The 24,794-nt window shown below is 64.6% G+C and carries 27 protein-coding genes and 1 tRNA gene; 8 read left to right on the top strand and 20 right to left on the bottom strand.

Going from position 1 to position 24,794, the window contains the following annotated elements:
- The first annotated feature begins 54 nt into the window (after window positions 1–54).
- Window positions 55–1,485, top strand: coding sequence for a M48 family metalloprotease (locus DMO17_RS06455; protein ID WP_110681676.1), 1,431 nt, complete (start codon window positions 55–57; stop codon window positions 1,483–1,485).
- A gap of 55 nt (window positions 1,486–1,540) precedes the next feature.
- Here DMO17_RS06455 and nadA read toward each other — a convergent pair whose 3' ends face one another.
- The 16 genes from nadA to aspS all read right to left on the bottom strand — a co-directional run bounded on the left by nadA (window position 1,541) and on the right by aspS (window position 14,587).
- Window positions 1,541–2,599, bottom strand: coding sequence for a quinolinate synthase NadA (gene nadA, locus DMO17_RS06450; RefSeq protein WP_110681675.1), 1,059 nt, complete (start codon window positions 2,597–2,599; stop codon window positions 1,541–1,543).
- Window positions 2,600–2,719: 120 nt separating this feature from the next.
- Window positions 2,720–2,795: transfer RNA gene (locus DMO17_RS06445), tRNA-Lys, on the bottom strand.
- A 57-nt stretch (window positions 2,796–2,852) separates the two neighbouring features.
- Window positions 2,853–3,527 (bottom strand): 7-cyano-7-deazaguanine synthase QueC, encoded by a 675-nt coding sequence (gene queC, locus DMO17_RS06440; RefSeq protein WP_110681674.1) that lies wholly within the window; start codon window positions 3,525–3,527, stop codon window positions 2,853–2,855.
- 1 nt (window position 3,528) lies between these two features.
- A complete protein-coding gene (gene queE / locus DMO17_RS06435; RefSeq protein WP_110681955.1) occupies window positions 3,529–4,176 on the bottom strand; it encodes a 7-carboxy-7-deazaguanine synthase QueE in 648 nt (215 codons plus the stop codon).
- A gap of 179 nt (window positions 4,177–4,355) precedes the next feature.
- Window positions 4,356–5,177, bottom strand: coding sequence for a tol-pal system protein YbgF (gene ybgF / locus DMO17_RS06430; RefSeq protein WP_110681673.1), 822 nt, complete (start codon window positions 5,175–5,177; stop codon window positions 4,356–4,358).
- 6 nt (window positions 5,178–5,183) lie between these two features.
- Window positions 5,184–5,681: a peptidoglycan-associated lipoprotein Pal gene (pal, locus tag DMO17_RS06425; protein WP_110681672.1), complete on the bottom strand. Its 498-nt coding sequence runs from the start codon at window positions 5,679–5,681 to the stop codon at window positions 5,184–5,186.
- A gap of 58 nt (window positions 5,682–5,739) precedes the next feature.
- Window positions 5,740–7,038, bottom strand: a complete 1,299-nt coding sequence (tolB, locus tag DMO17_RS06420; protein WP_110681671.1) for a Tol-Pal system beta propeller repeat protein TolB — start codon at window positions 7,036–7,038, stop codon at window positions 5,740–5,742.
- On the bottom strand, window positions 7,035–7,988 hold the full coding sequence (tolA, locus tag DMO17_RS06415) for a cell envelope integrity protein TolA (RefSeq protein WP_110681670.1): 954 nt from the start codon (window positions 7,986–7,988) through the stop codon (window positions 7,035–7,037). Before tolA ends, tolB begins: the two co-directional genes overlap by 4 nt.
- A complete protein-coding gene (tolR, locus tag DMO17_RS06410; protein ID WP_110681669.1) occupies window positions 7,988–8,446 on the bottom strand; it encodes a protein TolR in 459 nt (152 codons plus the stop codon). Before tolR ends, tolA begins: the two co-directional genes overlap by 1 nt.
- 10 nt (window positions 8,447–8,456) lie before the next feature.
- Window positions 8,457–9,128, bottom strand: coding sequence for a protein TolQ (gene tolQ, locus DMO17_RS06405; protein WP_110681668.1), 672 nt, complete (start codon window positions 9,126–9,128; stop codon window positions 8,457–8,459).
- Window positions 9,129–9,159: 31 nt separating this feature from the next.
- Entirely contained in the window at window positions 9,160–9,603 is a 444-nt protein-coding gene (gene ybgC, locus DMO17_RS06400) for a tol-pal system-associated acyl-CoA thioesterase (RefSeq protein WP_110681667.1), read from the bottom strand.
- A gap of 53 nt (window positions 9,604–9,656) precedes the next feature.
- Complete coding sequence (gene ruvB / locus DMO17_RS06395) at window positions 9,657–10,706, bottom strand: Holliday junction branch migration DNA helicase RuvB (RefSeq protein WP_110681666.1); 1,050 nt, start codon at window positions 10,704–10,706, stop codon at window positions 9,657–9,659.
- A 3-nt stretch (window positions 10,707–10,709) separates the two neighbouring features.
- The gene (gene ruvA, locus DMO17_RS06390) at window positions 10,710–11,315 is read right to left on the bottom strand and encodes a Holliday junction branch migration protein RuvA (protein ID WP_110681665.1); all 606 of its coding nucleotides are present in this window, start codon (window positions 11,313–11,315) and stop codon (window positions 10,710–10,712) included.
- Between the two features lie 17 nt (window positions 11,316–11,332).
- Entirely contained in the window at window positions 11,333–11,857 is a 525-nt protein-coding gene (gene ruvC, locus DMO17_RS06385) for a crossover junction endodeoxyribonuclease RuvC (RefSeq protein ID WP_110681664.1), read from the bottom strand.
- Between the two features lie 127 nt (window positions 11,858–11,984).
- Window positions 11,985–12,734 carry a YebC/PmpR family DNA-binding transcriptional regulator gene (locus DMO17_RS06380; protein WP_110681663.1) on the bottom strand — a complete coding sequence of 250 codons (750 nt, stop codon included), beginning with the start codon at window positions 12,732–12,734 and terminating at the stop codon, window positions 11,985–11,987.
- Between the two features lie 77 nt (window positions 12,735–12,811).
- The gene (gene aspS / locus DMO17_RS06375) at window positions 12,812–14,587 is read right to left on the bottom strand and encodes an aspartate--tRNA ligase (RefSeq protein ID WP_110681662.1); all 1,776 of its coding nucleotides are present in this window, start codon (window positions 14,585–14,587) and stop codon (window positions 12,812–12,814) included.
- A 258-nt stretch (window positions 14,588–14,845) separates the two neighbouring features.
- On the opposite strand from aspS, the gene DMO17_RS06370 reads away from it, so the two are divergent.
- The 4 genes from DMO17_RS06370 to DMO17_RS20190 all read left to right on the top strand — a co-directional run bounded on the left by DMO17_RS06370 (window position 14,846) and on the right by DMO17_RS20190 (window position 18,487).
- Window positions 14,846–15,961: an HD domain-containing phosphohydrolase gene (locus DMO17_RS06370; protein WP_110681661.1), complete on the top strand. Its 1,116-nt coding sequence runs from the start codon at window positions 14,846–14,848 to the stop codon at window positions 15,959–15,961.
- Window positions 15,962–16,093: 132 nt separating this feature from the next.
- Window positions 16,094–16,564: a Dps family protein gene (locus DMO17_RS06365; protein WP_021700672.1), complete on the top strand. Its 471-nt coding sequence runs from the start codon at window positions 16,094–16,096 to the stop codon at window positions 16,562–16,564.
- Between the two features lie 106 nt (window positions 16,565–16,670).
- Window positions 16,671–17,738 carry a GGDEF domain-containing protein gene (locus DMO17_RS06360; RefSeq protein WP_110681660.1) on the top strand — a complete coding sequence of 356 codons (1,068 nt, stop codon included), beginning with the start codon at window positions 16,671–16,673 and terminating at the stop codon, window positions 17,736–17,738.
- Window positions 17,739–17,878: 140 nt separating this feature from the next.
- The gene (locus DMO17_RS20190; protein ID WP_110681659.1) at window positions 17,879–18,487 is read left to right on the top strand and encodes a cold-shock protein; all 609 of its coding nucleotides are present in this window, start codon (window positions 17,879–17,881) and stop codon (window positions 18,485–18,487) included.
- A gap of 46 nt (window positions 18,488–18,533) precedes the next feature.
- On the opposite strand, the gene DMO17_RS06350 is transcribed toward DMO17_RS20190, so the two are convergent.
- Window positions 18,534–18,740, bottom strand: coding sequence for a SlyX family protein (locus tag DMO17_RS06350; protein ID WP_021700675.1), 207 nt, complete (start codon window positions 18,738–18,740; stop codon window positions 18,534–18,536).
- Window positions 18,741–18,743: 3 nt separating this feature from the next.
- Complete coding sequence (locus DMO17_RS06345; protein ID WP_110681658.1) at window positions 18,744–19,169, bottom strand: HIT domain-containing protein; 426 nt, start codon at window positions 19,167–19,169, stop codon at window positions 18,744–18,746.
- Window positions 19,170–19,908: 739 nt separating this feature from the next.
- Here DMO17_RS06345 and DMO17_RS06340 point away from each other — a divergent pair.
- Window positions 19,909–21,249: an OprD family porin gene (locus DMO17_RS06340; RefSeq protein WP_110681657.1), complete on the top strand. Its 1,341-nt coding sequence runs from the start codon at window positions 19,909–19,911 to the stop codon at window positions 21,247–21,249.
- Between the two features lie 70 nt (window positions 21,250–21,319).
- On the opposite strand, the gene DMO17_RS06335 is transcribed toward DMO17_RS06340, so the two are convergent.
- Window positions 21,320–21,727 (bottom strand): PaaI family thioesterase, encoded by a 408-nt coding sequence (locus DMO17_RS06335; RefSeq protein ID WP_110681954.1) that lies wholly within the window; start codon window positions 21,725–21,727, stop codon window positions 21,320–21,322.
- A gap of 101 nt (window positions 21,728–21,828) precedes the next feature.
- On the opposite strand from DMO17_RS06335, the gene DMO17_RS06330 reads away from it, so the two are divergent.
- Together DMO17_RS06330 and DMO17_RS06325 are read left to right on the top strand one after the other, a co-directional pair.
- Window positions 21,829–23,544 carry a proline--tRNA ligase gene (locus tag DMO17_RS06330; protein ID WP_110681656.1) on the top strand — a complete coding sequence of 572 codons (1,716 nt, stop codon included), beginning with the start codon at window positions 21,829–21,831 and terminating at the stop codon, window positions 23,542–23,544.
- Window positions 23,545–23,567: 23 nt separating this feature from the next.
- Window positions 23,568–24,518 (top strand): hypothetical protein, encoded by a 951-nt coding sequence (locus DMO17_RS06325; protein WP_110681655.1) that lies wholly within the window; start codon window positions 23,568–23,570, stop codon window positions 24,516–24,518.
- Here DMO17_RS06325 and DMO17_RS06320 read toward each other — a convergent pair whose 3' ends face one another.
- Window positions 24,519–24,791: an acylphosphatase gene (locus DMO17_RS06320; protein ID WP_258371492.1), complete on the bottom strand. Its 273-nt coding sequence runs from the start codon at window positions 24,789–24,791 to the stop codon at window positions 24,519–24,521.
- Window positions 24,792–24,794 lie beyond the last annotated feature (3 nt).

The raw sequence follows: 24,794 nt of genomic DNA, 5'->3' as shown, positions 1-24,794 counted from the left end.
GCGGCCGGCCTGGCCGGCTAGAGTAACGGCTTTGCCCACGCCAGAGCCTCGTGCATGAATCTTCTGCGCCCCACACTGCTCGCCCTCGCCTGCCTCGCCCTGCCCGTCGGCGCCAGCGACCTGCCTTCGCTGGGCGACGCCAGCTCCTCGATCTTCTCGCCCGAACAGGAACATCGTCTCGGCCGCGCCTGGCTGAGCATCCTGCGTGGTCAGATCGACCAGCTGTCCGACCCGCAACTCAAGGACTACGTGGAAAGCAGCGTCTATCGCCTGGCCGAAACCAGCCAGCTGGAGGATCGGCGCCTGGAGTTCGTCCTGCTCAACAGCCCGCAGATCAACGCCTTCGCCGCCCCCGGCGGAATAGTCGGGGTCAACGGCGGCCTGCTGCTGCACGCCCAGACCGAAGCCGAGTACGCCTCGGTGATGGCCCACGAACTGGCGCACCTGTCGCAGCGCCACTTCGCCCGCGGGGTCGAAGCGCAGAAGCGCATGCAGGTACCGGTGATGGCTGCCATGCTCGCCGGCATAGTCGCCGCCGCCGCTGGCGCCGGCGATGCCGGCATCGCCACCATCATGGGCGCCCAGGCTGCCGCCATTCAGGAACAGCGGCGCTTCTCCCGGCAGAACGAGCAGGAGGCCGACCGCATCGGCCTGCTTAACCTGGAGCGTGCCGGCTACGATCCACGCGCCATGCCGAGCATGTTCGAGCGCCTGATGCGTCAGTACCGCTACGATTCGAAGCCGCCGGAGTTCCTGCTCACCCACCCGGTGACCGAGTCGCGCGTGGCCGACACCCGCAACCGCGCCGAACAATTCCCCGCCCAGGGCCGCTCGGACAGCCTGGAGTACCAGCTGATGCGCGCCCGCGTACAGCTGATCTTCGAAGAAACCCCGGGCATTGCCGCCAAACGCTTCCGCGCCATGCTCGACAGCAACCAGCAGCTGGACGCCGCGCGCTACGGCCTAGCCATCGCGCAGATCAAGGGCGGCCGGCTCGACGAGGCACGCAGCGAACTCAATGCACTGCTGCTCAAGGCGCCCAACGACCTGCACTACAACCTGGCAATGATCGAGCTGGATGTCGCCGCCAACCGTACGACCGAGGCCGGCCAGCGCATCGAGCGCCTGCGCGGCCTGTATCCCGAGAACTACCCGCTGGAGCAGGCGCGCATCGACCTGCTGCTCAAGCAGAACCGGCACAAGGACGCCGAGGTCGCCCTCGACGAACTGCTCAAGCAGCGCGGCAACGACCCGGACATCTGGTATCAGGTCGCCGAAGTGCGCGGCCAGACCGGCAATATCATCGGCCTGCACCAGGCGCGCGCCGAGTTCTTCGCCCTGGTCGGTGATTACGACCAGGCTCTGGAGCAGCTCGACCTGGCCAAGCGCAGGGCCAGCAGCAACTTCCCCCTGGCCTCGCGCATCGATGCACGCCAGCAGGAACTCCAGGAGGAGCAGCGCGCCATCGACAAGATGCTGCGCTGAACCCAGCCATGAAAAAGCCCGGCACTGGCCGGGCTTTTTTCTGCGTGCTGGATAGTCAGGCGTTGCCGGCCAGCTTCAGCCGCGCCGCCTGGGTGAAATCCAGCATGCGCTTGAGCGGCTTGACCGCGCGCGGAATCAGCGCCGGCTCCACGAGGATCTCGTTGCTGCCCTCACGCAGGCACTGCAGGGTGCGCTGCAGGGTATTCATCGCCATCCACGGGCAGTGCGCGCAGCTGCGGCAGGCGGCGCCGTTGCCGGCCGTGGGCGCCTCGACGAAGACCTTGTCCGGGCACAGCTGCTGCATCTTGTAGAAGATGCCGCGGTCGGTGGCGACGATGAAGGTCTTGTTCGGCAGGGTCTGCGCCGCCTTGATCAGCTGGCTGGTGGAGCCCACTGCGTCGGCCAGTTCGATCACCGCCTCGGGCGACTCCGGGTGCACCAGCACGGCGGCCTCCGGATACAGCGCCTTCATGTCTTCCAGTTGCTTGGCCTTGAACTCCTCGTGGACGATGCAGGCACCGTCCCACAGCAGCATGTCGGCACCGGTCTCGCGCTGGATGTAGCGCCCCAGATGCTGGTCCGGCGCCCAGAGGATCTTCTCGCCGTTGTCCATCAGGCTCTCGACGATCTCCAGCGCGCAGCTGGAGGTCACCACCCAGTCGGCGCGCGCCTTCACCGCCGCCGAAGTGTTGGCATAGACCACCACGGTGCGGTCCGGGTGCTGGTCGCAGAAAGCCGAGAACTCGTCCACCGGGCAACCCAGATCGAGCGAACAGGTGGCCTCCAGGGTCGGCATCAGCACGCGCTTCTCCGGATTGAGGATCTTGGCCGTCTCGCCCATGAACTTGACCCCGGCCACCACCACGGTCTGCGCCGCATGCTGGTTGCCGAAACGGGCCATCTCCAGGGAGTCGGACACGCAGCCACCGGTTTCCTCGGCCAGGGCCTGGATCACCGGATCGCAGTAATAGTGGGCCACCAGCACGGCATTCTGCTTCTTCAGCTCGGCGGCGATCTCGCTGCGGTAGAAGGCCTCCTCCTCGGCGGTCAGCGGCTTGGGCTGCTTGGCGGCGAGGTGGGCCTGAACCAGCAGGCGTTCGGAAATCTGGGTCATGTCATGAAACCTGCGAGCGCTGTACGCGAATGGCCAGTATACCACCGGCCCCTCTAGCGCCTCTGTCGGCATCTTTTGCGGGCATAAAAAAAGCCAGTCTGATGACTGGCTTTAGCGATATGGTGGGTCGTGTAGGATTCGAACCTACGACCAATTGGTTAAAAGCCAACTGCTCTACCGACTGAGCTAACGACCCAACGCGGTGCGCATGATACTGATTTGATTCAGGAAATCAACACTCCACGAAAAAAACTTACGCGTAGCGGGTCGGGTCGGCCACGCCGGCCGCGGCGAAGCCCGCCGCGCGCAGGCGGCAGCTGTCGCACTTGCCGCAGGCACGACCATCATCATCGGCCTGGTAGCAGGACACGGTCAGACCGTAGTCGACGCCATGCTGCAAGCCGATCTGCACGATCTGCGCCTTGGACAGGTTCTGCAGCGGCGCCTGGATGCGGAAACCGCTGCCCTCCACGCCCTCGCGGGTCGCCAGGTTGGCCACCCGCTCGAAGGCGGCGATGAATTCGGGACGGCAATCCGGGTAGCCGGAGTAATCCACCGCATTCACGCCGATGAAGATGTCGTGGGCACCCAGCACCTCGGCCCAGCCCAGCGCCAGGGCCAGGAACACCGTGTTGCGCGCCGGCACGTAGGTAATCGGGATGCCCTCGGTCGGACTCTCCGGCACGGCGATGGAGCTGTCGGTCAGGGCCGAGCCGCCGATGCCGTTGAGGTTGAGGCCGATCACCTTGTGCTCGACCACGCCGAGCTGGCGCGCCACCCGCTCGGCCGCCTGCAGCTCGGCACGGTGACGCTGGCCATAATCGAAACTCATGCTGTAGCAGGCGAAGCCGGCCGCCTTGGCCTGGGCCAGGATGGTGGCCGAATCCAGGCCACCGGAGAGCAGCACCACGGCTTTCTTGTCGGTCATTTCAGTGCCCCGGCTCGTCGTTCCAGAGGATCTTGTGCAGCTGCAGCTGGAAACGCACCGGCAGGTTGTCGGCAATGATCCAGTCGGCCAGGGCGCGGGCATCCACCTGCTGGTGGCTGGGCGAGAACAGCACCTCGCCGGCACGCTGATCGAGGCGGTACTCGATCAGCTTGGAGACAGCCCAGTCGTAATCCTCGCGCGAGCAGATGACGAACTTCACCTGGTCGTTGCCGGTCAGCTCATCCAGGTTGCTGTAGAGGTTGCGCGCGACCTCCTGCGAGCCCGGGGTCTTCAGATCGACCACCCGACTGACCCGTCGGTCCGTAGGGGCAATATCCATGGCTCCACTGGTTTCCAGCGACACGCTGTAGCCGGCGTCACACAGCTGCTCGAGCAAAGGGATGCAATTGGGTTGTGCCAGCGGTTCGCCACCGGTGACGCAGACATAACGCGGCTTGAAGGAAGCTACCCGCTCGAGGATGGCCTCCAGGCTCATGATCTCGCCACCATTGAAGGCATAGGCGGTATCGCAGTACTGGCAGCGTAGCGGGCAGCCGGTCAGGCGAACGAATACCGTGGGCAGGCCACTGGTATTGGTCTCGCCCTGCAGCGAGTAGAAAATCTCGGTAATGCGCAGGGTTGTTTGCATATCGGCACCGGGCGTGACGGCGAAACAGGCCATCCGCCTCCGTTGCGGGAAAGTTGGGGCGGCGATTCTAAGCGAAAAAGCGCCCGGGCAACATTTTTCCCGCCGCGCAGGCGACGACCTGGGCACGCGCCCATGAAAAAGCCCGCGACCAGCGCGGGCTTTTCACAACGTTGAAAGGCTCAGGGCAGACGCTGCAGATCGCGCTGCGCCAGCTGGGCGGCAGAAGAGCCTGGGTACTGGGCAATCAGCTGCTGGAGGATGCCCTTGGCCCGGTCATTGTTACCCAGGCGCCGCTCGACGTCCGCCAGCTTGAACAGCGAATCGGGCACCTTGGCATGGGTCGGGTAGCTGGCGGCAACCTGGGCGAAGGCCTTGCCGGCGCCCTGCAGGTCACCCTTGGCCAGGTTGACCTCACCCAGCCAGTACTGGGCGTTGCCGGCATACTGGCTCTGCGGGAACTTGCGCAGGAAACCTTCGAAGGCCTGGCTGGCCTTGTCGAAGTCCTTGGCCTTGATCAGGTCGAAGGCCGCATCGTAGTAGAGCTTTTCCTTCGCCGGATCGGCCGGCTCGTTGCTGGCTGCCGGGGGCTGCGAGGCCGGGGCAGCGGGGGTGCCAGCGGCATTGATCGCGCCGCCGGCCGGGGAATTCTGTGCCGGTGCCTGCTGGGCACCTGCGGCACCGCCTTGCAGGCGGCTGTCGAGATCCTGGTAACGCGCCAGGCTCTCCTGCTTGAGACGCTCGATCTCGTTCTGCTGTTCTTCGACCAGGCCACGGAGCTGGGCGATATCCTGCTGCATCTGCTGCAGCTGCATGAACAGCTCGCCCTGCGCCGAGGTCGGGGCTTGCGCCCCGCCCCCGGCGTAGGCACCACTCGTACCGTAACCCGCCGGCGGATAGCTGCTGCCGTAGCCGGCGCTGCTATCGATCACGGGAACCTCGGCCACCGCCGCGAGCGGCAGGGCAAGCACCAGGGAGGTCAGGATACGAGGGCACTTACGCATGGCGAATTACTTGCGCAGTTCGACGCGGCGGTTCTGAGCCCAGGAGGACTCGTCGCTGCTGGTGGCAACCGGACGCTCTTCGCCGTAGGAAACGAGTTCCAGCTGAGCCGGGGAAACGCCCTGCAGCACCAGGTAGCGCTGAACGGCCTTGGCACGACGCTCGCCCAGAGCCATGTTGTACTCGCGGGTGCCGCGCTCGTCGGTGTGGCCTTCCAGAACGACGCGAGCGCCGTTGCCTTTCAGGTCCTTGGCGTGGACGTCCAGAGCGCGCATGGCTTCCGGCTTCAGGTCGGAGCTGTCGTACTCGAAGTAGAAGGTGGTGATGGCGCGCAGAGCGGCTTCTTCGCTCAGGGCACCGTCAACGCCGCTACCACCGGCGTTGTAGCCAGCGTTCGGATCGACAGCGCCTTCGCCGGAGGCGTCGCCGCCTTTGGACGAGCAACCAACAGCCACGGCCAGGGCCAGGCTCAGAGCGGCAAATTTGCCAAATTTCAGCATTTCCATGGTGGAGCTCCTAATGAGTTCTAGGTGTGTTTACAGCAGAAAAAGAGTCAGTACCGCATCAGTTCAGGTAAGGGGACCAGGACGGTTCCCGTACATCACCTTGAGCGGTGGGAATCGGGAGCCTGACACGCCCGTTGATGGACACGAGCATCAGCACTCCGCGGCCCTGCTGGCGGGTGGCGTAGATTAGCATGGTGCCATTGGGCGCAACAGTGGGCGAGTCGTCCAGACTGGTCTCGGAGAGAATGCGCAGGCGGCTGGTCACCAGATCCTGGGCGGCCACCTTGAAATTGGTGAACCCGTCCTGGCGATGGATCATAACCAGGGTCTTCTCGTCGGCCGACAGCTTCGGGTTGGCATTGTAGTTGCCGGTGAAGGTCACGCGCTGGGCGGCACCGCCGTAGATGCTCTGCTTGTAGATCTGCGGCTTACCGGCGCGGTCGCTGGTGAAGTACAGGGTCTGCCCGTCCTTGCCCCAGAACGGCTCGGTCTCGATCGAGCCGGAATTGGTCACGCGCTGGATCTGGCGACTGCCCAGGTCCATCACGTAGATTTCCGGGTTGCCGTCCTTGGACAGCACGAAGGCCAGGCGATTGCCATCCGGCGAGAAGGCCGGCGCGCCGTTGAGGCCCTCGAAGTTGGTCAGCTGCTCGCGGCGACCGGTGTCGATGTGCTGCAGGAAGATGCGCGGACGGCGCTGCTCGAAGGACACGTAGGCGATGCGGCGGCCATCCGGCGCGTAGCGCGGCGACAGGATCGGTTCGCGCGACTGCAGCAGGGTCACGCCACGGGCGCCGTCGTAGTCGGAGCGCTGCAGGGTGTAGCGGGTGTTGTTGACACCAAAACGCTCGGCGGTGACGTAAAGCATCTTGGTGGAGAAGGCGCCCTTGATGCCGGTGAGCTTCTCGAAGGCCTGGTCGGCGATATGGTGGGCCATGTCGCGCAGCTGGTCGGTGGTGCCACCGACGGTGCCGGCCACCACCTGCTGCTGGGTCGCCACGTTGAACAGGGCGAACTGCACCTGCAGGCGCGCACCGTTCGGCACGATGCTGCCGACCATCACGTACTGGGCGCCCAGGGCCTGCCAGTCGCGGTAGATGATCTCGGCCGCCGAGGTCGGCAGGCTGATCATGTTCTGCCGCGGGATCGGCTCGTACATGCCGCTGTTGCGCAGGTCGTTGCCGATCACGGTGGCCAGGTCCTCGGGCAGCACGGTGCCGCCCTGCCAGCCGAAAGGCACCACGGCGATGGGGATGGCGCGGTCACTGCCGGTCGAGACCACCAAGGGGTCCGCTGCCTGCACGGCACCGGCCAGCAAGGCCAGCCCAAGCAGGGCCATACGAATCAAGCTGTTCACAGAGACAAGTCCTCCGGTTTGAAAATCATCCGCCGCTGACGGTACATGGCATTAAAGGTGGCACTATCAACTTGCTGCATTTCCGGAATACGCACGACGTTCTTCACGGCCGCCACCGCCGAGCTGTCGAAAGGCGCATCGCCGCTGGAGCGGGTGATCGAGGCATTGACGATGGTGCCATCGGGCAGCATCTGGATCAGCACCTCGACACTCATGCCGTTGCGCGCCGACGGCGGACGCTGCCACTGCTCGCTGACCAGCTTGATAATCAGGTCGTCGAGACTGCCCGCCACCTGATCGCCCACCTCATCGGCCAGCGCCTGCTGGCGCTCGGTGGTATCACCCAGCAGCTCGGCCAGGGCCTGCGCCTTCTTGTCCTCGGCGGCCTTGCGTGCGGCTTCCTGGGCCTTCTTCTTCGCAGCCTCGGCGGCGGCCTTCTTCTTGGCCTCCTCCGCAGCCTTTTTCTTCGCCTGCTCGGCCGCTTTCTTGCGCGCCTCCTCGGCGGCAGCTTTCTTCTTCTCTTCCTCAGACTTCTTCTTGGCGATCTCGGCCAGCCTCTTCTGTTCGGCCGCCTTCTTCGCTTCTTCGGCCTTCTTCGCTTCGGCCTGCTTCTTCGCCTCAGCCTGTTTGGCCGCCGCGACCTTCTTTTGTTCCGCCGCTTCCTGCTTCTGCTGTTCTTCCTTCTTGGTCTCCAGCTGCTCCACCTCGTACTGGCGCGCCTTGGTCTTCTGCGCCTCGCCGGCAATCTTCTGATTGGTCTGGGTGGTCGCCTGGCTCTGCGACTTCAGCTGGTACAGGGTCGCCTGCACGATCGGCCGCGCCGGCGGCAATTCCGGGGCGAAGTGGAAGCTGACGAACAGCATGGCGAACAGCAGGACGTGAATGGTCACGGCCCAGACCGTTGGCCAGAAGTAGCTTTCCGACGAGGAGCGCACGCTCTTCTGCTGCATCAGGGCGCCTCGGTGATCAGCCCGACGTTGCCCACGCCGGCTTCCTGCAGACCGCCCATGACAGCCATGACCGAGCCGTAGTCGACCGACTTGTCGCCGCGCACGAAGACCTGAACTTTCTTACCCTGGGCTGCGTTCTGGTTCATGATCGCGCTCACCGTCTGTACCAGCGCCGGCAGCGCGGTGGCGGTCTCACTGGCCTTGCCCTGGTCCGGGTCGACTTCCTCGCCCATGTTCCAGTAGTAGGTCTTGTCGGCCTTGATCGAGATGGTCAGCACACGGGCATTGTTGTCCTGCGGCAGGGCCTCGCTGGAAACCTTGGGCAGGTCGACCTTGACGCCCTGGTTGAGCATGGGCGCGGTCACCATGAAGATCACCAGCAGCACCAGCATCACGTCGATATAAGGCACGACGTTCATCTCGGCGACCGGCTTGCGTCTGTTGCGAATTCTGGCCATGGGCTGAGCCTCAGTCCTCGCTGGTGTGCACTTTGCGGTGCAGGATCGCCTGGAACTCGTCGGCAAAGGTGTAGTAACGGCCAATCAGGCGATCGCCTTGCGCCGAGAAGCGGTTGTAGGCGATCACCGCCGGAATGGCGGCGAACAGGCCGATGGCGGTGGCGATCAGCGCCTCGGCGATGCCCGGCGCCACGGTGGCCAGGGTCGCCTGCTGCACCTGGGCCAGGCCGCGGAAGGAGTTCATGATGCCCCACACGGTACCGAACAGACCGATGTAGGGGCTGGTGGATCCGACGGTGGCGAGGAACGGCAGGCTGGTTTCCAGCTTCTCCTCCTCGCGCGAGATGGCCACTCGCATGGCGCGGGCCACGCCGTCCATCACCGCATCCGGATCGACGCCGGACTGCTGGCGCAGGCGGGAGAACTCCTTGAAGCCGGCGCGGAAGATCTGCTCGACGCCGCAATCCGGGTCCGGGTTGCTGCCGGCCTGGCGATACAGCTTGGACAGGTCGATACCGGACCAGAAGCGCTCCTCGAACACCTCCAGCGACTTCTTCGCCGCGCGCAGCATGGTGCTGCGCTGGAAGATCATGATCCAGGACACCACCGAAGCGGCGACCAGGGTCAGCATGACCAGCTGCACCACCAGACTGGCGTTGCTGATCAGGCTCCACATCGACATATGGTCAACGGCGTTGGCTGTTGCTTCCACGCTACTCTCCTGCTGTGACTTGACCCATGCCGGCGAAGGCTGCGCGCAGCGCCTCAGGGATGGCACGGGGTTTCAAATTGTCGGTGCGCACACAGGCCACCACGAACTGCCCCTCGCAGAGCAGCGCCTCATCCGTTGCCCGCCGCACCTGTTGACGAAAACGCAGGCTGGCACGGTTTAACTCGATCACCTCGGCGGTGATAAAAAGTTCGTCGTCCAGCCGGGCCGGTGCGTGATAGCGCGCCTCGGCGGAATGCACGACGAACAGCAGGTTCTCCCCGGCCAGCTGCGACTGGGCGAAACCCAGACTGCGCAGGCACTCGGTACGAGCCCGCTCCATGAACTTGAGGTAGTTGACGTAGTAGACGATGCCGCCGGCGTCGGTGTCCTCGTAATACACCCGACACTTGAGGGCAAAAGGCTGAGCCTCGTTTCGCGCGCGCATACTCTAGTGTTTACTCCTGGCCTTGCCAATCCGGGCAAGCCTTTGTTTTTCGACTATTCGTTGCCGTCGAACAGGTCCGCGACCGGCGCTTCACCCAGGCGCTTCGGCAGATTCAGGCCGAAGTGCAGGTAGGCATGCCGGGTCACCACCCTGCCGCGCGGCGTACGCATGATGTAGCCCTGCTGGATCAGGTAGGGTTCGAGCACGTCCTCGATGGTGCCGCGCTCCTCGCCGATGGCCGCCGCCAGGTTGTCGATGCCCACCGGGCCGCCGTCGAACTTGTCGATCATGGCCAGCAGTAGACGGCGGTCCTGGTGGTCGAAGCCACGTTCGTCGACGTCCAGCATGTTCAGCGCCTGGTCGGCGATGCTCCGGCTGATCTGCCCGCCGGCGCGCACTTCGGCGAAGTCGCGCACGCGGCGCAGCAGGCGGTTGGCGATACGCGGCGTGCCACGGGCGCGACGGGCGATCTCGAAGGCGCCTTCGGGGTCGATATGCAGCCCAAGAATGCCGGCCGAACGACTGACGATGGTGGCCAGGTCATCGCTGGAATAGAACTCCAGGCGCTGGACGATGCCGAAACGATCACGCAGCGGATTGGTCAGCATGCCGGCGCGGGTGGTGGCGCCGACCAGGGTGAAGGGCGGCAGGTCGAGTTTGATCGAGCGGGCAGCCGGGCCCTCGCCGATCATGATGTCGAGCTGGAAGTCCTCCATGGCCGGATACAGCACTTCCTCGACCACCGGCGACAGGCGATGGATCTCGTCGACGAACAGCACATCGCCGGCCTCCAGATTGGTCAGCAGCGCCGCCAGGTCACCCGGGCGCTCCAGCACCGGGCCCGAGGTGCTCTTGATCGACACGCCCATTTCCTGGGCGATGATGTTGGCCAGGGTGGTCTTGCCCAAGCCGGGCGGGCCGAAGATCAGGGTGTGATCCAAGGCTTCCTGGCGGTTCTTGGCGGCCTGGATGAACAGCTCCATCTGCTCGCGCACCACCGGCTGGCCGATGTATTCGGCCAGCGCCAGGGGGCGGATGGCACGGTCCAGCTGCTCGTCGCGGTCGCGGCTGCTGGCGGTAATGAGACGGTCGGCTTCGATCACTGCTTAGACCATGCCCTTGAGGGCTCGACGGATCATTTCTTCACTGGACAGACCCTCTTCCTTGATCGCTGCCACGGCCTTGCTGGCTTCCTGCGGCTTGAAGCCGAGGGCGATCAATGCGCTCAAGGCATCGTTCTCCGCGCTTGAGACTGCCACGCCAGCACGAGGTTCCACCACCAGCGTGGCGATGGACGGCATGGTCTCCCAGGCCTTGAAGCGATCCTTGAGCTCCACCAGCAGGCGCTCGGCGGTCTTCTTGCCGACGCCGGGGATCTTCACCAGGGTCGAGGTATCCTGGGCCTGCACGCAGCGCACCAGCTCATCCACCTCCAGCCCGGACATCAGCGCCAGGGCCAGCTTGGGGCCGACGCCATTGAGGCGGATCAGCTCGCGGAACAGCTCGCGCTCGCGCTTCTCGAAGAAGCCATAGAGCAGGTGAGCATCCTCGCGCACCACCAGGTGGGTGTGCAGGGTCACCGCCTGCCCCACCGCCGGCAGGCGGTAGAGGGTAGTCATCGGCACTTCCAGCTCGTAGCCGACGCCGTTGACATCGAGTATCAGGTGCGGCGGCTGCTTTTCCGCCAGGGTGCCCTTAAGGCGTCCGATCACGAATTCGCTTCCTTCTGTTACAGGCGCAGGCGGCCGCTGCGCCGTTTGGCGCCAAGCAGGCCGTGGGGAATCAGGCTCTGCCGGTGATGGGCGTGGCAAAGGGCGATGGCCAGGGCGTCGGATGCGTCGATCTGCGGCTTCTGGGTGAGCCTGAGCAGGTGCATGACCATCATCATCACCTGCTGCTTGTCCGCCCCGCCGGTACCGGCGATGGCCTGCTTGACCTGGCTGGCGGTGTACTCGCTGACATCCAGCCCAGCCTCGATGCCGGCAACTATCGCCGCGCCGCGGGCCTGGCCGAGCTTGAGCGCGGAATCGGCATTCTTGGCCATGAACACCTGCTCGATGCCCATGGTCACCGGCTCGTGCAGGCGAATCACCTCGCTGACGCCGCGAAACACCTTCTGCAGGCGGCTGGCCAGATCGCCCTCGCCGGTGCGGATGCAGCCGGAGGCAACGTATTCGCAGCCGCGTCCGGTGTCGCGCACCACGCCGTAGCCGGTGATGCGCGAGCCGGGGTCGATGCCAAGAATCAGGGTCATGCCGGGTTCAGCTCCGCGCACCAAGGCACTGTCTATTTATCCAGCCGCGAGTATACGGAGCGCCGCCGATATAAAAAAGCCGGAAGCGCGCGTGGCGACTTCCGGCCCTGGCCGACGCGAACCGGGATCAGTCGAGCTGCTCCATGATCTCGTCGGAAATTTCCGCGTTGTGGTAGACGTTCTGCACGTCGTCCAGGTCTTCCAGCATGTCGATCAGCTTGAGCACCTTCTTGGCGGTGTCCAGGTCGGTGATCGGCGCCATGGTCGACGGAATCATCGCCACCTCGGCCTCTTCGCCCTTGAAACCGGCAGCGGTCAGCGCCTCGTTGACCGCCAGGAAGTCGGCGAAGCTGGTCGACACCATCGCCGAGCCGTCCTCGCCCATCTCCACATCGTCGGCGCCGGCCTCCAGGGCCGCCTCCATCAGGGCGTCCTCGTTCACGCCGGGGGCAAAGCTGATCTGCCCCTTGCGCTCGAACATGTAGGCCACGGAACCATCGGTGCCCAGGTTGCCGCCGCACTTGGTGAAGGCATGGCGCACTTCGGCGGCGGTGCGGTTGCGGTTGTCGGTCATGGCTTCGATGATGATGGCCACGCCACTCGGCGCGTAGCCCTCGTAGCTCAGCTCGACCATGTTGTCGGCTTCGGTGTTGCCGGTGCCGCGAGCGATGGCGCGGTCGATCACATCGCGCGACATATTGGCCGTGAGGGCCTTATCCACTGCCAGGCGCAGACGCGGGTTGTCCGCCGGCACGCCGCCGCCATGCTTGGCGGCCACGGTCAGCTCGCGGATCAGCTTGGTGAAGATCTTGCCGCGTTTGGCGTCCTGACGCCCCTTGCGATGCTTGATATTGGCCCATTTGGAATGACCGGCCATAACTCACTCCGTCTGTTTCAGATCAGTTTTGCTCTAGCAGAATGCAAGGAGCCTGGCATGCCAGGCTCCTGTTCGACTCACTCGGCCTTGGCCTGTTCGCGCAAGCGGATGTGCAGCTCGCGCAGCGCCTTGTTGTCCACCACACCCGGCGCCTGGGTCATGACACAGGCCGCGCTCTGGGTTTTCGGGAAGGCGATCACTTCGCGGATCGAGCTGGCGCCGGTCATCAGCATCACCAGGCGATCCAGGCCGAAGGCCAGGCCGCCATGGGGCGGCGCACCGTACTTGAGGGCGTCCAGCAGGAAGCCGAATTTCTCCTGCTGCTCCTCCTCGCTGATGCCCAGCACGCGGAACACGGTCTGCTGCATGGCCTTGTCATGGATACGGATCGAACCGCCACCCAGCTCGGTACCGTTGAGCACCATGTCGTAGGCGCGCGACAGGGCCGCGGCCGGATTGGCCTCGAGCTCGGCCGGGCTGCACTTGGGCGCAGTGAAGGGGTGGTGCATGGCGGTCAGGCTGCCGTCGTCGTTCTCCTCGAACATCGGGAAGTCGACCACCCACAGCGGCGCCCACTCGCAGGTAAGCAGGTTGAGGTCGTGACCGACCTTGATGCGCAGGGCACCCAGGGCATCACAGACCACCTTGGCGCGGTCGGCGCCGAAGAACACGATGTCGCCATCGACGGCACCGACGCGGTCGAGGATGACCTTGAGGTTGTCTTCCGGGATGAACTTGACGATCGGCGACTGCAGGCCCTCGACGCCCTTGGCGCGCTCGTTGACCTTGATGTAGGCCAGGCCCTTGGCACCGTAGTTGCCGACGAACTTGGTGTAGTCGTCGATCTGGCTGCGCGGCATGGCAGCGGCGCCCGGCACGCGCAGGGCAGCGACGCGGCCCTTCGGGTCGTTGGCCGGACCGGAGAACACCTTGAACTCGACGTCCTTGAGCTGGTCGGCGACATCCACCAGCTCCAGCGGGATACGCAGGTCCGGCTTGTCGGAGCCGAAGCGGCGCATGGCCTCGGCCAGGGTCATGTGCGGCAGCGGGCCGAACTCGACGCCCAGCACTTCCTTGAACAGGTTGCGGATCATGGTCTCGGTGATGCCCATGATGTCGTTTTCGTCGAGGAAGCTGGTTTCCAGGTCGATCTGGGTGAATTCCGGCTGGCGATCGGCACGCAGGTCCTCGTCGCGGAAGCACTTGGCGATCTGGTAGTAGCGGTCGAAGCCGGCCACCATCAGCAGTTGCTTGAACAGCTGCGGCGACTGCGGCAGGGCGAAGAAGCTGCCGGCATGGGTACGGCTCGGCACCAGGTAGTCACGCGCGCCTTCCGGGGTGGCGCGGGTCAGGATCGGGGTCTCGACGTCGAGGAAACCGTTGTCGTCCAGGTAGCGACGGATGCTGCTGGTAATGCGCGAACGCAGCTTGAGCTTCTCGGCCATTTCCGGGCGGCGCAGGTCGACGAAGCGGTAGCGCAGGCGGGTTTCCTCGCCGACGTCGGTGTATTCGTTGAGCGGGAACGGCGGGGTTTCCGCCTCGTTGAGCACGTCCAGCTCGTAGCCCAGCACCTCGATGGCACCGCTAGCCATGTTCGGGTTGACCGCGCCAGCCGGGCGCAGGCGCACCTTGCCGGTGATCTTGACCACGTATTCACTGCGCACGCGGTCGGCCTTGGCGAAGGTCTCGGCGCGATCCGGGTCGAATACCACCTGGGCCAGGCCTTCACGGTCGCGAATGTCGAGGAAGATCACGCCACCATGGTCGCGACGGCGATGGACCCAACCGCAAAGGGTGATTTCCTGGCCGTCCAGGCTCTCGTTCAACTGGCCGCAATAGTGGCTGCGCATCATGATCGTGGTTCGCTTCTCTAATCAGTCTTGAATTCGCGCCCGGGGCAAACCCCGACAGGCAGCAGGCATTTTCTGCAATTCGGAGGGGAAACAGCAGAAACAGGCGACCAATGGCACCCAGGCGCCGTGATCGGTGCGATTCCGCATCCGCAACAAGGGGCGCGATTATATAGGGTTAATCGCCCAGGCGCAGCCCACCGCCCGCGCGACCATACGGCACCTTCCTATACTGATACTCCCGCCTCGCGGAGACCGCCCATGGCCCTACCCCGCACCGCCGACATCCCCAGTGAACTGCTGGAGGAGTTCCGCCTCGACACCGCCGAGCAGCTGCCGCGCTGCGAGCAGCTGCTGATCGAGCTGGAACGCTTTCCCGACGACAGCTCGCGCCTGCGCGAACTGTTCCGCCTGGTACACACCATCAAGGGCAGCCTGGGCTATGTCGAGCTGAACCACCTGCTGCCGCTACCACAGGCCATGGAGGACGTGCTCGAGCGTCTGCGCGAGGGCGCCCTGCACTTCGACAGCCTGCTCGGCGACATCCTGCTGCTCAGCCTCGACCAGCTGCGCAGCCTGATCGATGCGGCGCTGGGGCTGGCCGAGCCACCCGATCCGCACAGCATCGCCAGCCAGTGCCAGGCCCTGCGGGCGCTGGCGGCTGCCCCGCCGGCGCAGCAGGACGAGATCCGCCGCACCCTGCTGCAGCACCTGGACCCCAGCACCCGCTTGCAACCGGCCGAGGTCGCCAGCCAGGAACAGATCCGCCAACTGTTCGAACGCCACGCCATAACCCTGGATGCCGACCTGCAGTTCTTCATCGAACTGATGAGCGCCGGCGAGCATCGCTCGTCCTTCTGGCATGGCCGCGGCCTGCGCCTGCTCGAACTGACGCTGGCCATCAACCACAGCGCAGGAGAACCGGTGGAGCCGGCACAACTGGCCGCCGCGGTATGCCTGCACGACCTCGGCATGGCCTTTCTGCCCCTGGACCTGCTGCACAAGCGGAGCGCACTCAGCCGCGAGGAGCGCCGTCTGATGCAGAGTCACCCGCGCCTGGCCGGTGAACTGCTCAAACACATGCCGGCCTGGGCCAGCGCGCGCGAAATCATCCTGCAACATCAGGAGCATGCGGACGGCAGCGGCTACCCGAAAGGCCTGCGCGAAGCCGAGATCCACCCCGGCGCCCTGCTGCTGAACATCACCGACACTTTCGACGCCCGCACCCACGAGCGCGCCCACCAGACCCTGAGCAAGCGCCCGCGCCTGCGCGCCATCCTCGAGATCAACAACCTGGCCGGCCAGCAGTTCAGCCGCCACTGGGTCGAGCACTTCAACCGCACCTTGCAACTCAGACCGGAGCTGGCCCATCTGTGACAGCGGGCGAGCGCCATAGCCAGCGACCATGAGCCCGATTGACACAAGACAAGCCGAGCGCCGCCCGCCCTGTGATAGGCTGCCGCCATCGAGGGGGGCGTCTGCCCCGGCAACCTGAGAGGAGATAAAGGTATGGAAATCAACATCGGCATCGCCGAACAGGACCGCGCCGCCATTGCCGAAGGACTGTCCCGCCTGCTGGCGGACACCTACACCCTGTACCTGAAGACCCACAACTTTCACTGGAACGTCACCGGTCCGATGTTCAACACCCTGCACCTGATGTTCGAGGCGCAGTACACCGAGCTGGCCCTGGCGGTGGACCTGATAGCCGAACGCATCCGCGCCCTGGGCTTCCCGGCACCGGGCACCTATGCCGCCTACGCACGCCTGTCGTCGATCAAGGAAGAGGAAGGCGTACCCTCCGCCGAGGACATGATCAAACTGCTGGTCCAGGGGCAGGAAGCGGTAGTGCGCACCGCCCGCGGCATCTTCCCGCTGCTGGACCGGGTCAGTGACGAACCGACCGCCGACCTGCTGACCCAGCGCATGCAGGTGCATGAGAAGACCGCCTGGATGCTGCGCAGCCTGCTGGCGGCCTGACCACTCGGCGCAGACGAAAGGCCCGGCCAGACCGGGCCTTTTGCGAGGCGATTCGCCCCCAACTACTCTATTCTTTGTCCATTCGCCCCACCCCACAGTGACGTGCATGAGCCAGCCGCCGAAAGCTCCCTCCATCCTCGAGCAATACCCGGAAGAAACCCGCGAGGCCGCGGACTTGCTCAAGCAGGCGGTGCCGCACATGGTGCGCCACGACATCCCGCCGAACCCGGTGCACTACGCCCTCTGGTACACCTACTGCCAGGGCCGGGAGCCCGAGTTGAACCGGCGCCTGGACAAGATCGTCAACGACTTCATCAGCTTCCCCCCGGAAACCGCACTCAAACTGTTCCGTGAATACGTGATCCATGGCGAGCTGGAGGAGGCGCGTACCGGCCAGCAGCAGGTGATCGAACTGGTCGACGACATCGAGCACGGCGTGGCGCGCAGCGTCAGCGGCAGCCAGCACTACCAGGCCAGCCTGTCCCAGGGCCTGGCCGCCTTGCAGGAGCCGATAGTCGACGACCTGCCCGGCGTACTCAACGAGCTGCAGCTGAGCACCCAGCAGATGCAGGATCAGCAGGAACAGTTCCTCTATCGACTGCGCGCCGCCCAGTCGGAGATCCAGAACCTGCGCAGCCAGCTGGAGCGCGCCCAGGCCGCCGCCACCCTGGACAGCCTGACCCACGTCTTCAACCGCCATGCTTTCACCCGCCTGCTGGAACAGGCACTGGTTGGCGACACCAAGGGCCTGGCACTAGTGATGCTGGATATCGACCACTTCAAGCAGTTCAACGACCAGTACGGCCACCCCCTGGGTGACCGCGTGCTGCAGCACGTCGGCCAACTGCTGCGCGACCTGCTGCCCGCCCGCGGCGTGGCCGCCCGCTACGGCGGCGAGGAATTCTGCGTGATCCTCCAGGACTGCTTCGACATCGGCACCGCCAGCGACTTCGCCGAACAGCTGCGCCAGAAAATCCAGGCACTGCGGGTCAAGGTGCGCAGCACCGACAAGGTACTGGATACCATCACCGCATCCTTCGGCCTGGCCCTGGCCGAGCCGGGCGACACCTTCGACAGCCTGGTCACCCGGGCCGACGATGCTCTCTACAAGGCCAAGCGCAATGGCCGCAACCAGATCCACCCACCCACCCCGGAAACCGCGCTAAGCGCTTGATTTGAGTGACCATCCCCTTTGCGGTTAAATACTGCCTGTGCCGCGCCACGGCGGCATAGGCGGACCGTCGCATCCATTCATCGGGTTCACGCCGGCTCCGCTCCTCGATAAGCCATCTCGAACAAGCGAGTTTCTTGACCATGTTGAAGATCGTTCACCTGATCACGGGCTGCGGCGCCCTGCTGCTGTCCCTTGCGCCCAGCCTGCGCAGCGCAACCCTGCCCTACCTGCAACAACCCGACGCGCTCTATCTGGCCCTGTTCGGCCTGACCAACCTGTTCCTGGCTCCGTTGCTGCCGGTACGCCATGTCGGCCTGCGCAACCAGCTGCAGGCCCTGGTATCGGCCCTGCTGGTATTTGCCAGCGTACTGCAGGCACTGATCCTGCTCGCCCCGCTGGCGCAGATCGGCAACCAGCCGGCGGTCGCCCTGAGCCTCGCCATACTGCTGGCCGCAGTCCTGCTGCATCTGGCCATCAACCTGGGCAAGCGCAGCGCGCGTCCCCAGACCACCCGCCGCGAACTCGACGAGAATCGCGAAACCGGCACGGTGAAGTGGTTCAATACGTCCAAGGGCTTCGGCTTCATTTCCCGCGACCGGGGCGATGACATCTTCGTGCACTTCCGCGCCATCCGCGGCGAGGGCCACCGCATCCTGGTCGAAGGCCAGCGCGTCGAGTTCTCGGTCATGCAGCGCGACAAGGGCCTGCAGGCCGAAGACGTGGTAGTGGCCCTGCCCGGCCAGCGCTGAACGCCCCCCATGAAAAAGCCCGCAGAACGCGGGCTTTTTCATTTATTCAGTAATGCGGTGGCGGCGCCTCATCCTCGGCGATACCGAACTGGCCGGCCATTTCCTCCTGACGACGCGCCAGAGCGGCAATCTGCAACTGCAGACGCTCCAGCACACGCTGCTGCTCCACCACCACATCATTGAGCGCCGTGATGGTGTCATCCTGAAAGGCGAGCCGGGTTTCCAGCTCGATGACGCGCTGCTCAAGCTCCATTTCTCAACCCTCGGCAAACTGGAAGTCATTGGTCAGCACCAGCCGCAAGCGCTGCTGCAATGCGGCGATCTCGGCCACCTCATAGGGACGTGCCGGCAGGCGCCCCCAGACCGGTGCGGGCCACGCAGGGTCGTCTCGGCGCCGGACGATCACATGCATGTGTAGCTGACTGACCAAGTTGCCCAGGGTGGCAACGTTCATCTTGTCGGCAACGAAGGCATCCTTGAACGTTTCCGCTAGACGCGTGGTTTCCAGCCATAGCTGCTGCTGATCGGCCTGGTCCAGCTGAAACAGCTCGCTGACCGCCTCGCGCCTCGGCACCAGAATGAACCAGGGATAATTGGCGTCATTCATCAGCAGCAGCCGGCACAAGGGAAAATCTCCGATAGCCAGGGTGTCCTGTTGCAAGCGGGGGTCAAGAGCAAACATCGTATGTCCTTTAGCGGGTAACCGGCAGATGAACAGGATCAAGCCCGTCCACCTGCGAAAGGCTAACGCCTGCCGCTCGCCAGCACCAGACAGCCCCAAAACAATGCACCGCCACTGCAACCCACCGCCTGGCCACGCTACCTCTCCCGCCCGCTGCGCCCCAGGAACGAGCAGAGCAGCCCCCAACGCCCACAAATTGAACAGGCGCACAGGAAAAAGCGTTACCAGCGGGTAAATTCCACCAGCGTCAGGTAACGCCTGCGGTTTACTCCCAAGTGGGCAAGGCAGCCACCATGACTGCATTCAAGCGAACGCAAACCCAGTCCCGGAGCGGCTCGACCGCCGCCATCCGGCGATCCGGAAGCCGAGTACGAATATTTTTTGCAGCACCGGCATTTTGTGCATGAAAGTTGCTTTAGCACTGGCACCGTCAGTACCGAGCAACCCTCGAACGGTTCGCGACACTCGCCAAGGACGACAAAAGCCCCTAAGCGATTGGATTTGCAGACTTTTCGAAGCAGCCTGGTGCGGGAGCCGGACGCGGCAAAAAACCTACAGAAAAGCGACGCCTCAATTGCAATTTTGCGACACGCAATTGAATAAAACGTAGGGAATCAATGATATCTGTCGCCAACTTAAGCCAGCGTGCTATAAGTTAGCGCCGACACAAAAAGAAAGAGCCGCCCATACAACAAGACAATGGGTAGCACAACTCTTCTAAACCAAAGGAGCAATCACAATGCAAGTGATGAAGTGGAGCGCACTGGCTCTGGCCGTGACCGCCGGAACCACCCAGCTGGCCTTCGCCAGCGCGCAGTCCGAGTCGAAAGGCTTCGTTGAAGACAGCAGCTTCGATATCTTCAACCGCGCCCTGTACATGAACCGTGATTTCCGCAATGGCGCCGGCAACATTGCCATTGAGGACCCGGTCACCGAAGAAGTGATTGGCTACAAGAACGGTTATCGTGAAGAAACCGGCCTGGGCATTCGCCTGCTGTTCGAATCCGGCTTCACTCAGGGCACCGTAGGTGTCGGTGTGGACGCCCACTCCCTCTCCAGCATCAAGCTCGACAGCGGCCGTGGTCGCCACAGCAATGGCCTGTTCGATACCACCGATGAAGGCCGCGGTGACGACACCCAGACCGAAGTCGGCGGCGCCATCAAGTTCCGCATCTCCGATACCGTCCTGAAATACGGCAACCAGTTCGTCGCCAGCCCGGTGCTCTCCACCGACGACAGCCGCATCCTGCCGGAAACCGTCACTGGTACCTATCTGGTCAGCAACGAGATCGAAGGCCTGGAACTGAGCGCAGGTCGCTTTACCGGACTGAGCAGCCAGGTCGGAACCGAGCGTGACGACCTCGAACTGAAGTCCGCCAATATCGTTGGCGCCAGCTACGCCTTCACCGACAATTTCAGCGGCGCCATCCACGCTGCCGACGTTGAGGACTACTGGAAGAAGTACTACGGCAACCTGAACTACAACCTGCCGCTGGCTGAAGAACAGGCCCTGAACTTCGACTTCAACATCTACAAGACCGACTACGACAAGAGCTATATCGAGTCGGCGACCGCAGATGAGGACAATGGCATTCCGGGCGTTCGCGAAAGCCGCGACAACACCATCTGGAGCCTGGCAACCGCCTACAGCCTGGGCGCCCACAAGTTCACCCTGGCCTACCAGCGCTCCAGCGGCGACCGCGGCTACGACTACGGCGTCGACGGTGGCGGCACCGTCTGGCTGAACAACTCGGTGCAGTTCTCCGACTTCAACGGTGAAGACGAGAAGTCCTGGCAGGTTCGCTACGACCTCGACATGGCTTCCTACGGCGTGCCGGGCCTGAGCTTCATGACCCGCTACCTGACCGGTGACGACATCACCACCAGCTCCGGTGAAGAAGGCAAGGAGCACGAGTGGAACTTCGAAACCAAGTACGTCATCCAGGAAGGCGCCGCGAAGGACCTGTCCTTCCGTCTGCGTCACGCCATCTGGCGCGCCAACGATGCCTACAACGCTGACTACGCTCCGGACCTGAACGACACCCGCCTGATCGTCGAGTACCCGCTGGACGTGCTGTAAGTCCTGCGCTATCGCAATCTGTGCATAAAGAACCCGGCCTAGGCCGGGTTCTTTTTTTCCGCTCGCCCCTTTACAGTGGCAAGGCATAGGTGCCGGTAACATGGGCCACCAGTTCGCCCTCCTCACCCTGCGAGTAGAGCTGTACCTCACACACCGCCTGGCGCCTGGACAGACGTAGGATGCGCGCCTCGGCGATCAGGTCCAGCGGCTTGGGCCTGGCCAGGAAGTTGATGTTCAGGTTGGCGGTCACCGCCATTTCCACCCGCCCCAGACGCCCGAGCACCACCGCGTACATGGCCGCATCGGCCAGTGACATGATGGTCGGCCCCGACAGGGTGCCCCCCGGCCGCACCAGCTTGCCGTGAAAAGGTACCCGCGCCACCGCCAGATCGGCCTCCAGGCGGTCGATCCGCAGATCGATATCCTCGGCCATCGGCACTCCCGCCCGGATCAGGGCCTGCACCTGGCCCGCCGTCAGCTCCGCCATCTTCGACTCCCGCTCCATCCTGTACGCCACATGGCTGGCACCGTACAATGCCGAGTCATTATTTGCCCCCGCAACCGACATAACGGCCAAACATGCGTACCAGTCAGTACCTGCTCTCGACCCTCAAGGAAACCCCCTCCGACGCCGTGGTGATCAGCCACCAACTGATGCTGCGTGCCGGCCTGATCCGCAAGCTGGCCTCCGGCATGTACACCTGGATGCCGATGGGGCTGCGCGTACTGCGCAAGGCCGAAGCCATAGTGCGCGAGGAAATGAATGCCGCCGGCGCCCTCGAGGTACTGATGCCGGCCGTGCAGCCGGCCGAGCTGTGGCAGGAGTCCGGCCGCTGGGAGCAGTACGGCCCCGAGCTGCTGCGCATCAAGGATCGTCACGATCGAGATTTCTGCCTGGGCCCGACCCATGAGGAAGTGATCACCGATCTGGCGCGCAACGAACTGAACAGCTACAAGCAGTTGCCGATCAACCTGTACCAGATCCAGACCAAGTTCCGCGACGAGATCCGCCCGCGCTTCGGCCTCATGCGTGGCCGCGAGTTCATCATGAAGGACGCTTACTCCTTCCACCTGGACCAGGCCTCGCTGCAGGAAACCTATGACCGCATGCACCAGGCCTACTGCAATGTGTTCACCCGCCTGGGCCTGAACTTCCGCCCGGTGCAGGCCGACACCGGCTCCATCGGCGGCACCGGTTCCCACGAGTTCCACGTACTGGCCGAGTCCGGCGAAGACGATATCGCCTTCAGCGACAGCTCCGACTACGCCGCCAACATCGAGAAGGCCGAGGCCATCCCGCGCGAGAAAGAACGCGGCGCGGCCACCGAGGAGCTGCGCCTGGTCGACACCCCCGAGGCCAAGACCATCGACGACCTGGTGGCCCAGTTCGGTCTGGCCATCGAGAAGACCGTCAAGACCCTGGTGGTGCATGCCGCCGAGGAAGGCAAGCTGGTCGCCCTGATCGTGCGCGGCGACCACGAGCTGAACGAGATCAAGGCCGCCAACCACGAGCTGGTCGCCAGCCCCCTGGTGTTCGCCTCCGAGGCCGAGATCCGCGCCGCCATCGGCGCCGGCCCCGGCTCGCTGGGCCCGCTGAACCTGCCGATCCCCTGCGTGATCGACCGTTCGGTGGCCCTGATGAGCGACTTCGGCGCCGGCGCCAACCTCGACGGCAAGCACTACTTCGGCCTCAACTGGGAGCGCGACCTGCCGCTGCCGGCCGTCGCCGACCTGCGCAACGTGGTCGAGGGCGACCCCAGCCCGGACGGCAAGGGCACCCTGGTGATCAAGCGCGGCATCGAAGTCGGCCATATCTTCCAGCTCGGCACCAAGTACAGTGAAGCCATGGGCTGCAAGGTACTGGGCGAGAGCGGCAAGCCGATCACCCTGACCATGGGCTGCTACGGCATCGGCGTATCGCGCGTGGTGGCCGCGGCCATCGAGCAGAACTGGGACGAGCGCGGCATCCTCTGGACCGACGCCCTGGCGCCCTTCCAGATCGCCATCGTGCCGATGAAGTACGAGAACGAAGCCGTGCGCGCCGCCACCGACAAGCTCTACGCCGAACTGACCGCCGCCGGCTACGAGGTGCTGCTGGACGATCGCGACAAGAAGACCAGCCCCGGCGTGAAGTTCGCCGACATGGAGCTGATCGGCATCCCGCACCGCATCGTGGTCAGCGAGCGCGGCCTGGCCGAGGGCAACCTCGAATACAAGCACCGCCGCGACAGCGAGAGCCAGCAGATGCCGGCCGCCGATATCCTGTCGTTCCTCGCCAACCGCATCGCCCGCTGAGTCCGACCGACCAAGAAGCCCGCATGTTCCAGCGAAATACCCTCCGTATCGGCGCCGCCCTGTGCGGCGCCCTCTTCCTCGGCGGCTGCGCCAACCAGCTGCCACAGCGCAGCGAGCACGAGGAACGCTTCGAGCGTCGCCTGCTCGATCACAGCCTGCAGATCGACGTGGGCGAGCCGCGCGTACTGGAACTGCCGCAGCGCCGCGTGCGCGTGCATGAACAGAAGACCTTCGAGGTCACCGAGTTCGAGGTCACTCGCCGCTACGACCGCTACACCCCCTATCAGCCCTGGCGGGAACTCTACGAGGTGCCGCTGGGCGCGGTGGCGGTGGTCGCCGGCATCGGAGCCAACGCGCTCAACGTGGTGATGCTCGGCCGCCTGCCGGACAGCGTGACCAAGGACTGGATCAGCTACGGCTTCGCCGGCATGAACCCGGCGATGAACGTCGAATCCAACGGCCGCGCCGAGCAGAACCTGGCCGCCATCGAGGAGCTGCAGCGCGACAAGCGCATGGATTACTCCAGCCTGCCCTGGGCCGAGCGCCCGGTACAGGTCAAGGCCGGCAAGGACAGCTTCGAGCTGACCACCGACAGGTCCGGCGTGCTGCGCCTGAACCTGCTCGACGGACCTTTCGCCGAGCACGACGCCAGCCATATCGGCACCCTGCTGCTGAGCGTGGAAGATCCACAGGACGGCACGCGCACCGAAGCCACCCTGCTGGTCAGCCGCGACCTGCGCGGCAAGCTGCGCGAGGCCCATGCCCTGATCTACGACGACCTCGAGGATGACGAGGTCGGCCAGTGGGTACACCGGGTCAAGCGCCTGTCCGACCTGGGCCTGGAGGAAGAGGCCAGCGAGCTGGAACAGAGCCTGATCGAACTGACCCGCAACGATCCGGAGCTGCAGGCCGAGTTCCTCGAGGCCTTGCTCAAGGACGCCGGACGCCTGGCAGCCGATCCCGGCGAGGATTGATCAGCGCCGCACGACGAAGCCGGTGACGCCCTGCACCGGCTGTTCCTCCAGCTCCACCCGCTCGACCTGCGCGCGCTCGGGACCTTGCTCCAGCCAGGCGGCCAGCTCCTGCACCGCGCTCTGCGCGCCCTCAATCAGTACCTCGACCCGCCCATCATTCAGGTTGCGTACCCAGCCATCCAGGTCGAGGCGTTCGGCCTGCTCCGCGGTGCACTGGCGAAAACTCACGCCCTGCACCCTGCCAGTGACGAAACCGTGCATACAGATGCGCATAGC

The sequence above is a fragment of the Aquipseudomonas alcaligenes genome, assembly GCF_003205495.1.
Lineage (GTDB): Bacteria > Pseudomonadota > Gammaproteobacteria > Pseudomonadales > Pseudomonadaceae > Aquipseudomonas > Aquipseudomonas alcaligenes_B.
This window is presented reverse-complemented; position numbering and strand designations above follow the sequence as displayed.

Excerpts from the sequence above, each read along its gene's own strand:
- DMO17_RS06455 (WP_110681676.1), top strand. The coding sequence starts at position 55 with ATGAATCTTCTGCGCCCCACACTGCTCGCCCTCGCCTGCCTCGCCCTG.
- nadA (WP_110681675.1), bottom strand. The coding sequence starts at position 2,599 with ATGACCCAGATTTCCGAACGCCTGCTGGTTCAGGCCCACCTCGCCGCC.
- queC (WP_110681674.1), bottom strand. The coding sequence starts at position 3,527 with ATGACCGACAAGAAAGCCGTGGTGCTGCTCTCCGGTGGCCTGGATTCG.
- queE (WP_110681955.1), bottom strand. The coding sequence starts at position 4,176 with ATGCAAACAACCCTGCGCATTACCGAGATTTTCTACTCGCTGCAGGGC.
- ybgF (WP_110681673.1), bottom strand. The coding sequence starts at position 5,177 with ATGCGTAAGTGCCCTCGTATCCTGACCTCCCTGGTGCTTGCCCTGCCG.
- pal (WP_110681672.1), bottom strand. The coding sequence starts at position 5,681 with ATGGAAATGCTGAAATTTGGCAAATTTGCCGCTCTGAGCCTGGCCCTG.
- tolA (WP_110681670.1), bottom strand. The coding sequence starts at position 7,988 with ATGCAGCAGAAGAGCGTGCGCTCCTCGTCGGAAAGCTACTTCTGGCCA.
- tolR (WP_110681669.1), bottom strand. The coding sequence starts at position 8,446 with ATGGCCAGAATTCGCAACAGACGCAAGCCGGTCGCCGAGATGAACGTC.
- tolQ (WP_110681668.1), bottom strand. The coding sequence starts at position 9,128 with ATGTCGATGTGGAGCCTGATCAGCAACGCCAGTCTGGTGGTGCAGCTG.
- ybgC (WP_110681667.1), bottom strand. The coding sequence starts at position 9,603 with ATGCGCGCGCGAAACGAGGCTCAGCCTTTTGCCCTCAAGTGTCGGGTG.
- ruvC (WP_110681664.1), bottom strand. The coding sequence starts at position 11,857 with ATGACCCTGATTCTTGGCATCGACCCCGGCTCGCGCATCACCGGCTAC.
- DMO17_RS06380 (WP_110681663.1), bottom strand. The coding sequence starts at position 12,734 with ATGGCCGGTCATTCCAAATGGGCCAATATCAAGCATCGCAAGGGGCGT.
- aspS (WP_110681662.1), bottom strand. The coding sequence starts at position 14,587 with ATGATGCGCAGCCACTATTGCGGCCAGTTGAACGAGAGCCTGGACGGC.
- DMO17_RS06370 (WP_110681661.1), top strand. The coding sequence starts at position 14,846 with ATGGCCCTACCCCGCACCGCCGACATCCCCAGTGAACTGCTGGAGGAG.
- DMO17_RS06365 (WP_021700672.1), top strand. The coding sequence starts at position 16,094 with ATGGAAATCAACATCGGCATCGCCGAACAGGACCGCGCCGCCATTGCC.
- DMO17_RS06360 (WP_110681660.1), top strand. The coding sequence starts at position 16,671 with ATGAGCCAGCCGCCGAAAGCTCCCTCCATCCTCGAGCAATACCCGGAA.
- DMO17_RS20190 (WP_110681659.1), top strand. The coding sequence starts at position 17,879 with ATGTTGAAGATCGTTCACCTGATCACGGGCTGCGGCGCCCTGCTGCTG.
- DMO17_RS06350 (WP_021700675.1), bottom strand. The coding sequence starts at position 18,740 with ATGGAGCTTGAGCAGCGCGTCATCGAGCTGGAAACCCGGCTCGCCTTT.
- DMO17_RS06345 (WP_110681658.1), bottom strand. The coding sequence starts at position 19,169 with ATGTTTGCTCTTGACCCCCGCTTGCAACAGGACACCCTGGCTATCGGA.
- DMO17_RS06340 (WP_110681657.1), top strand. The coding sequence starts at position 19,909 with ATGCAAGTGATGAAGTGGAGCGCACTGGCTCTGGCCGTGACCGCCGGA.
- DMO17_RS06330 (WP_110681656.1), top strand. The coding sequence starts at position 21,829 with ATGCGTACCAGTCAGTACCTGCTCTCGACCCTCAAGGAAACCCCCTCC.
- DMO17_RS06325 (WP_110681655.1), top strand. The coding sequence starts at position 23,568 with ATGTTCCAGCGAAATACCCTCCGTATCGGCGCCGCCCTGTGCGGCGCC.
- DMO17_RS06320 (WP_258371492.1), bottom strand. The coding sequence starts at position 24,791 with ATGCGCATCTGTATGCACGGTTTCGTCACTGGCAGGGTGCAGGGCGTG.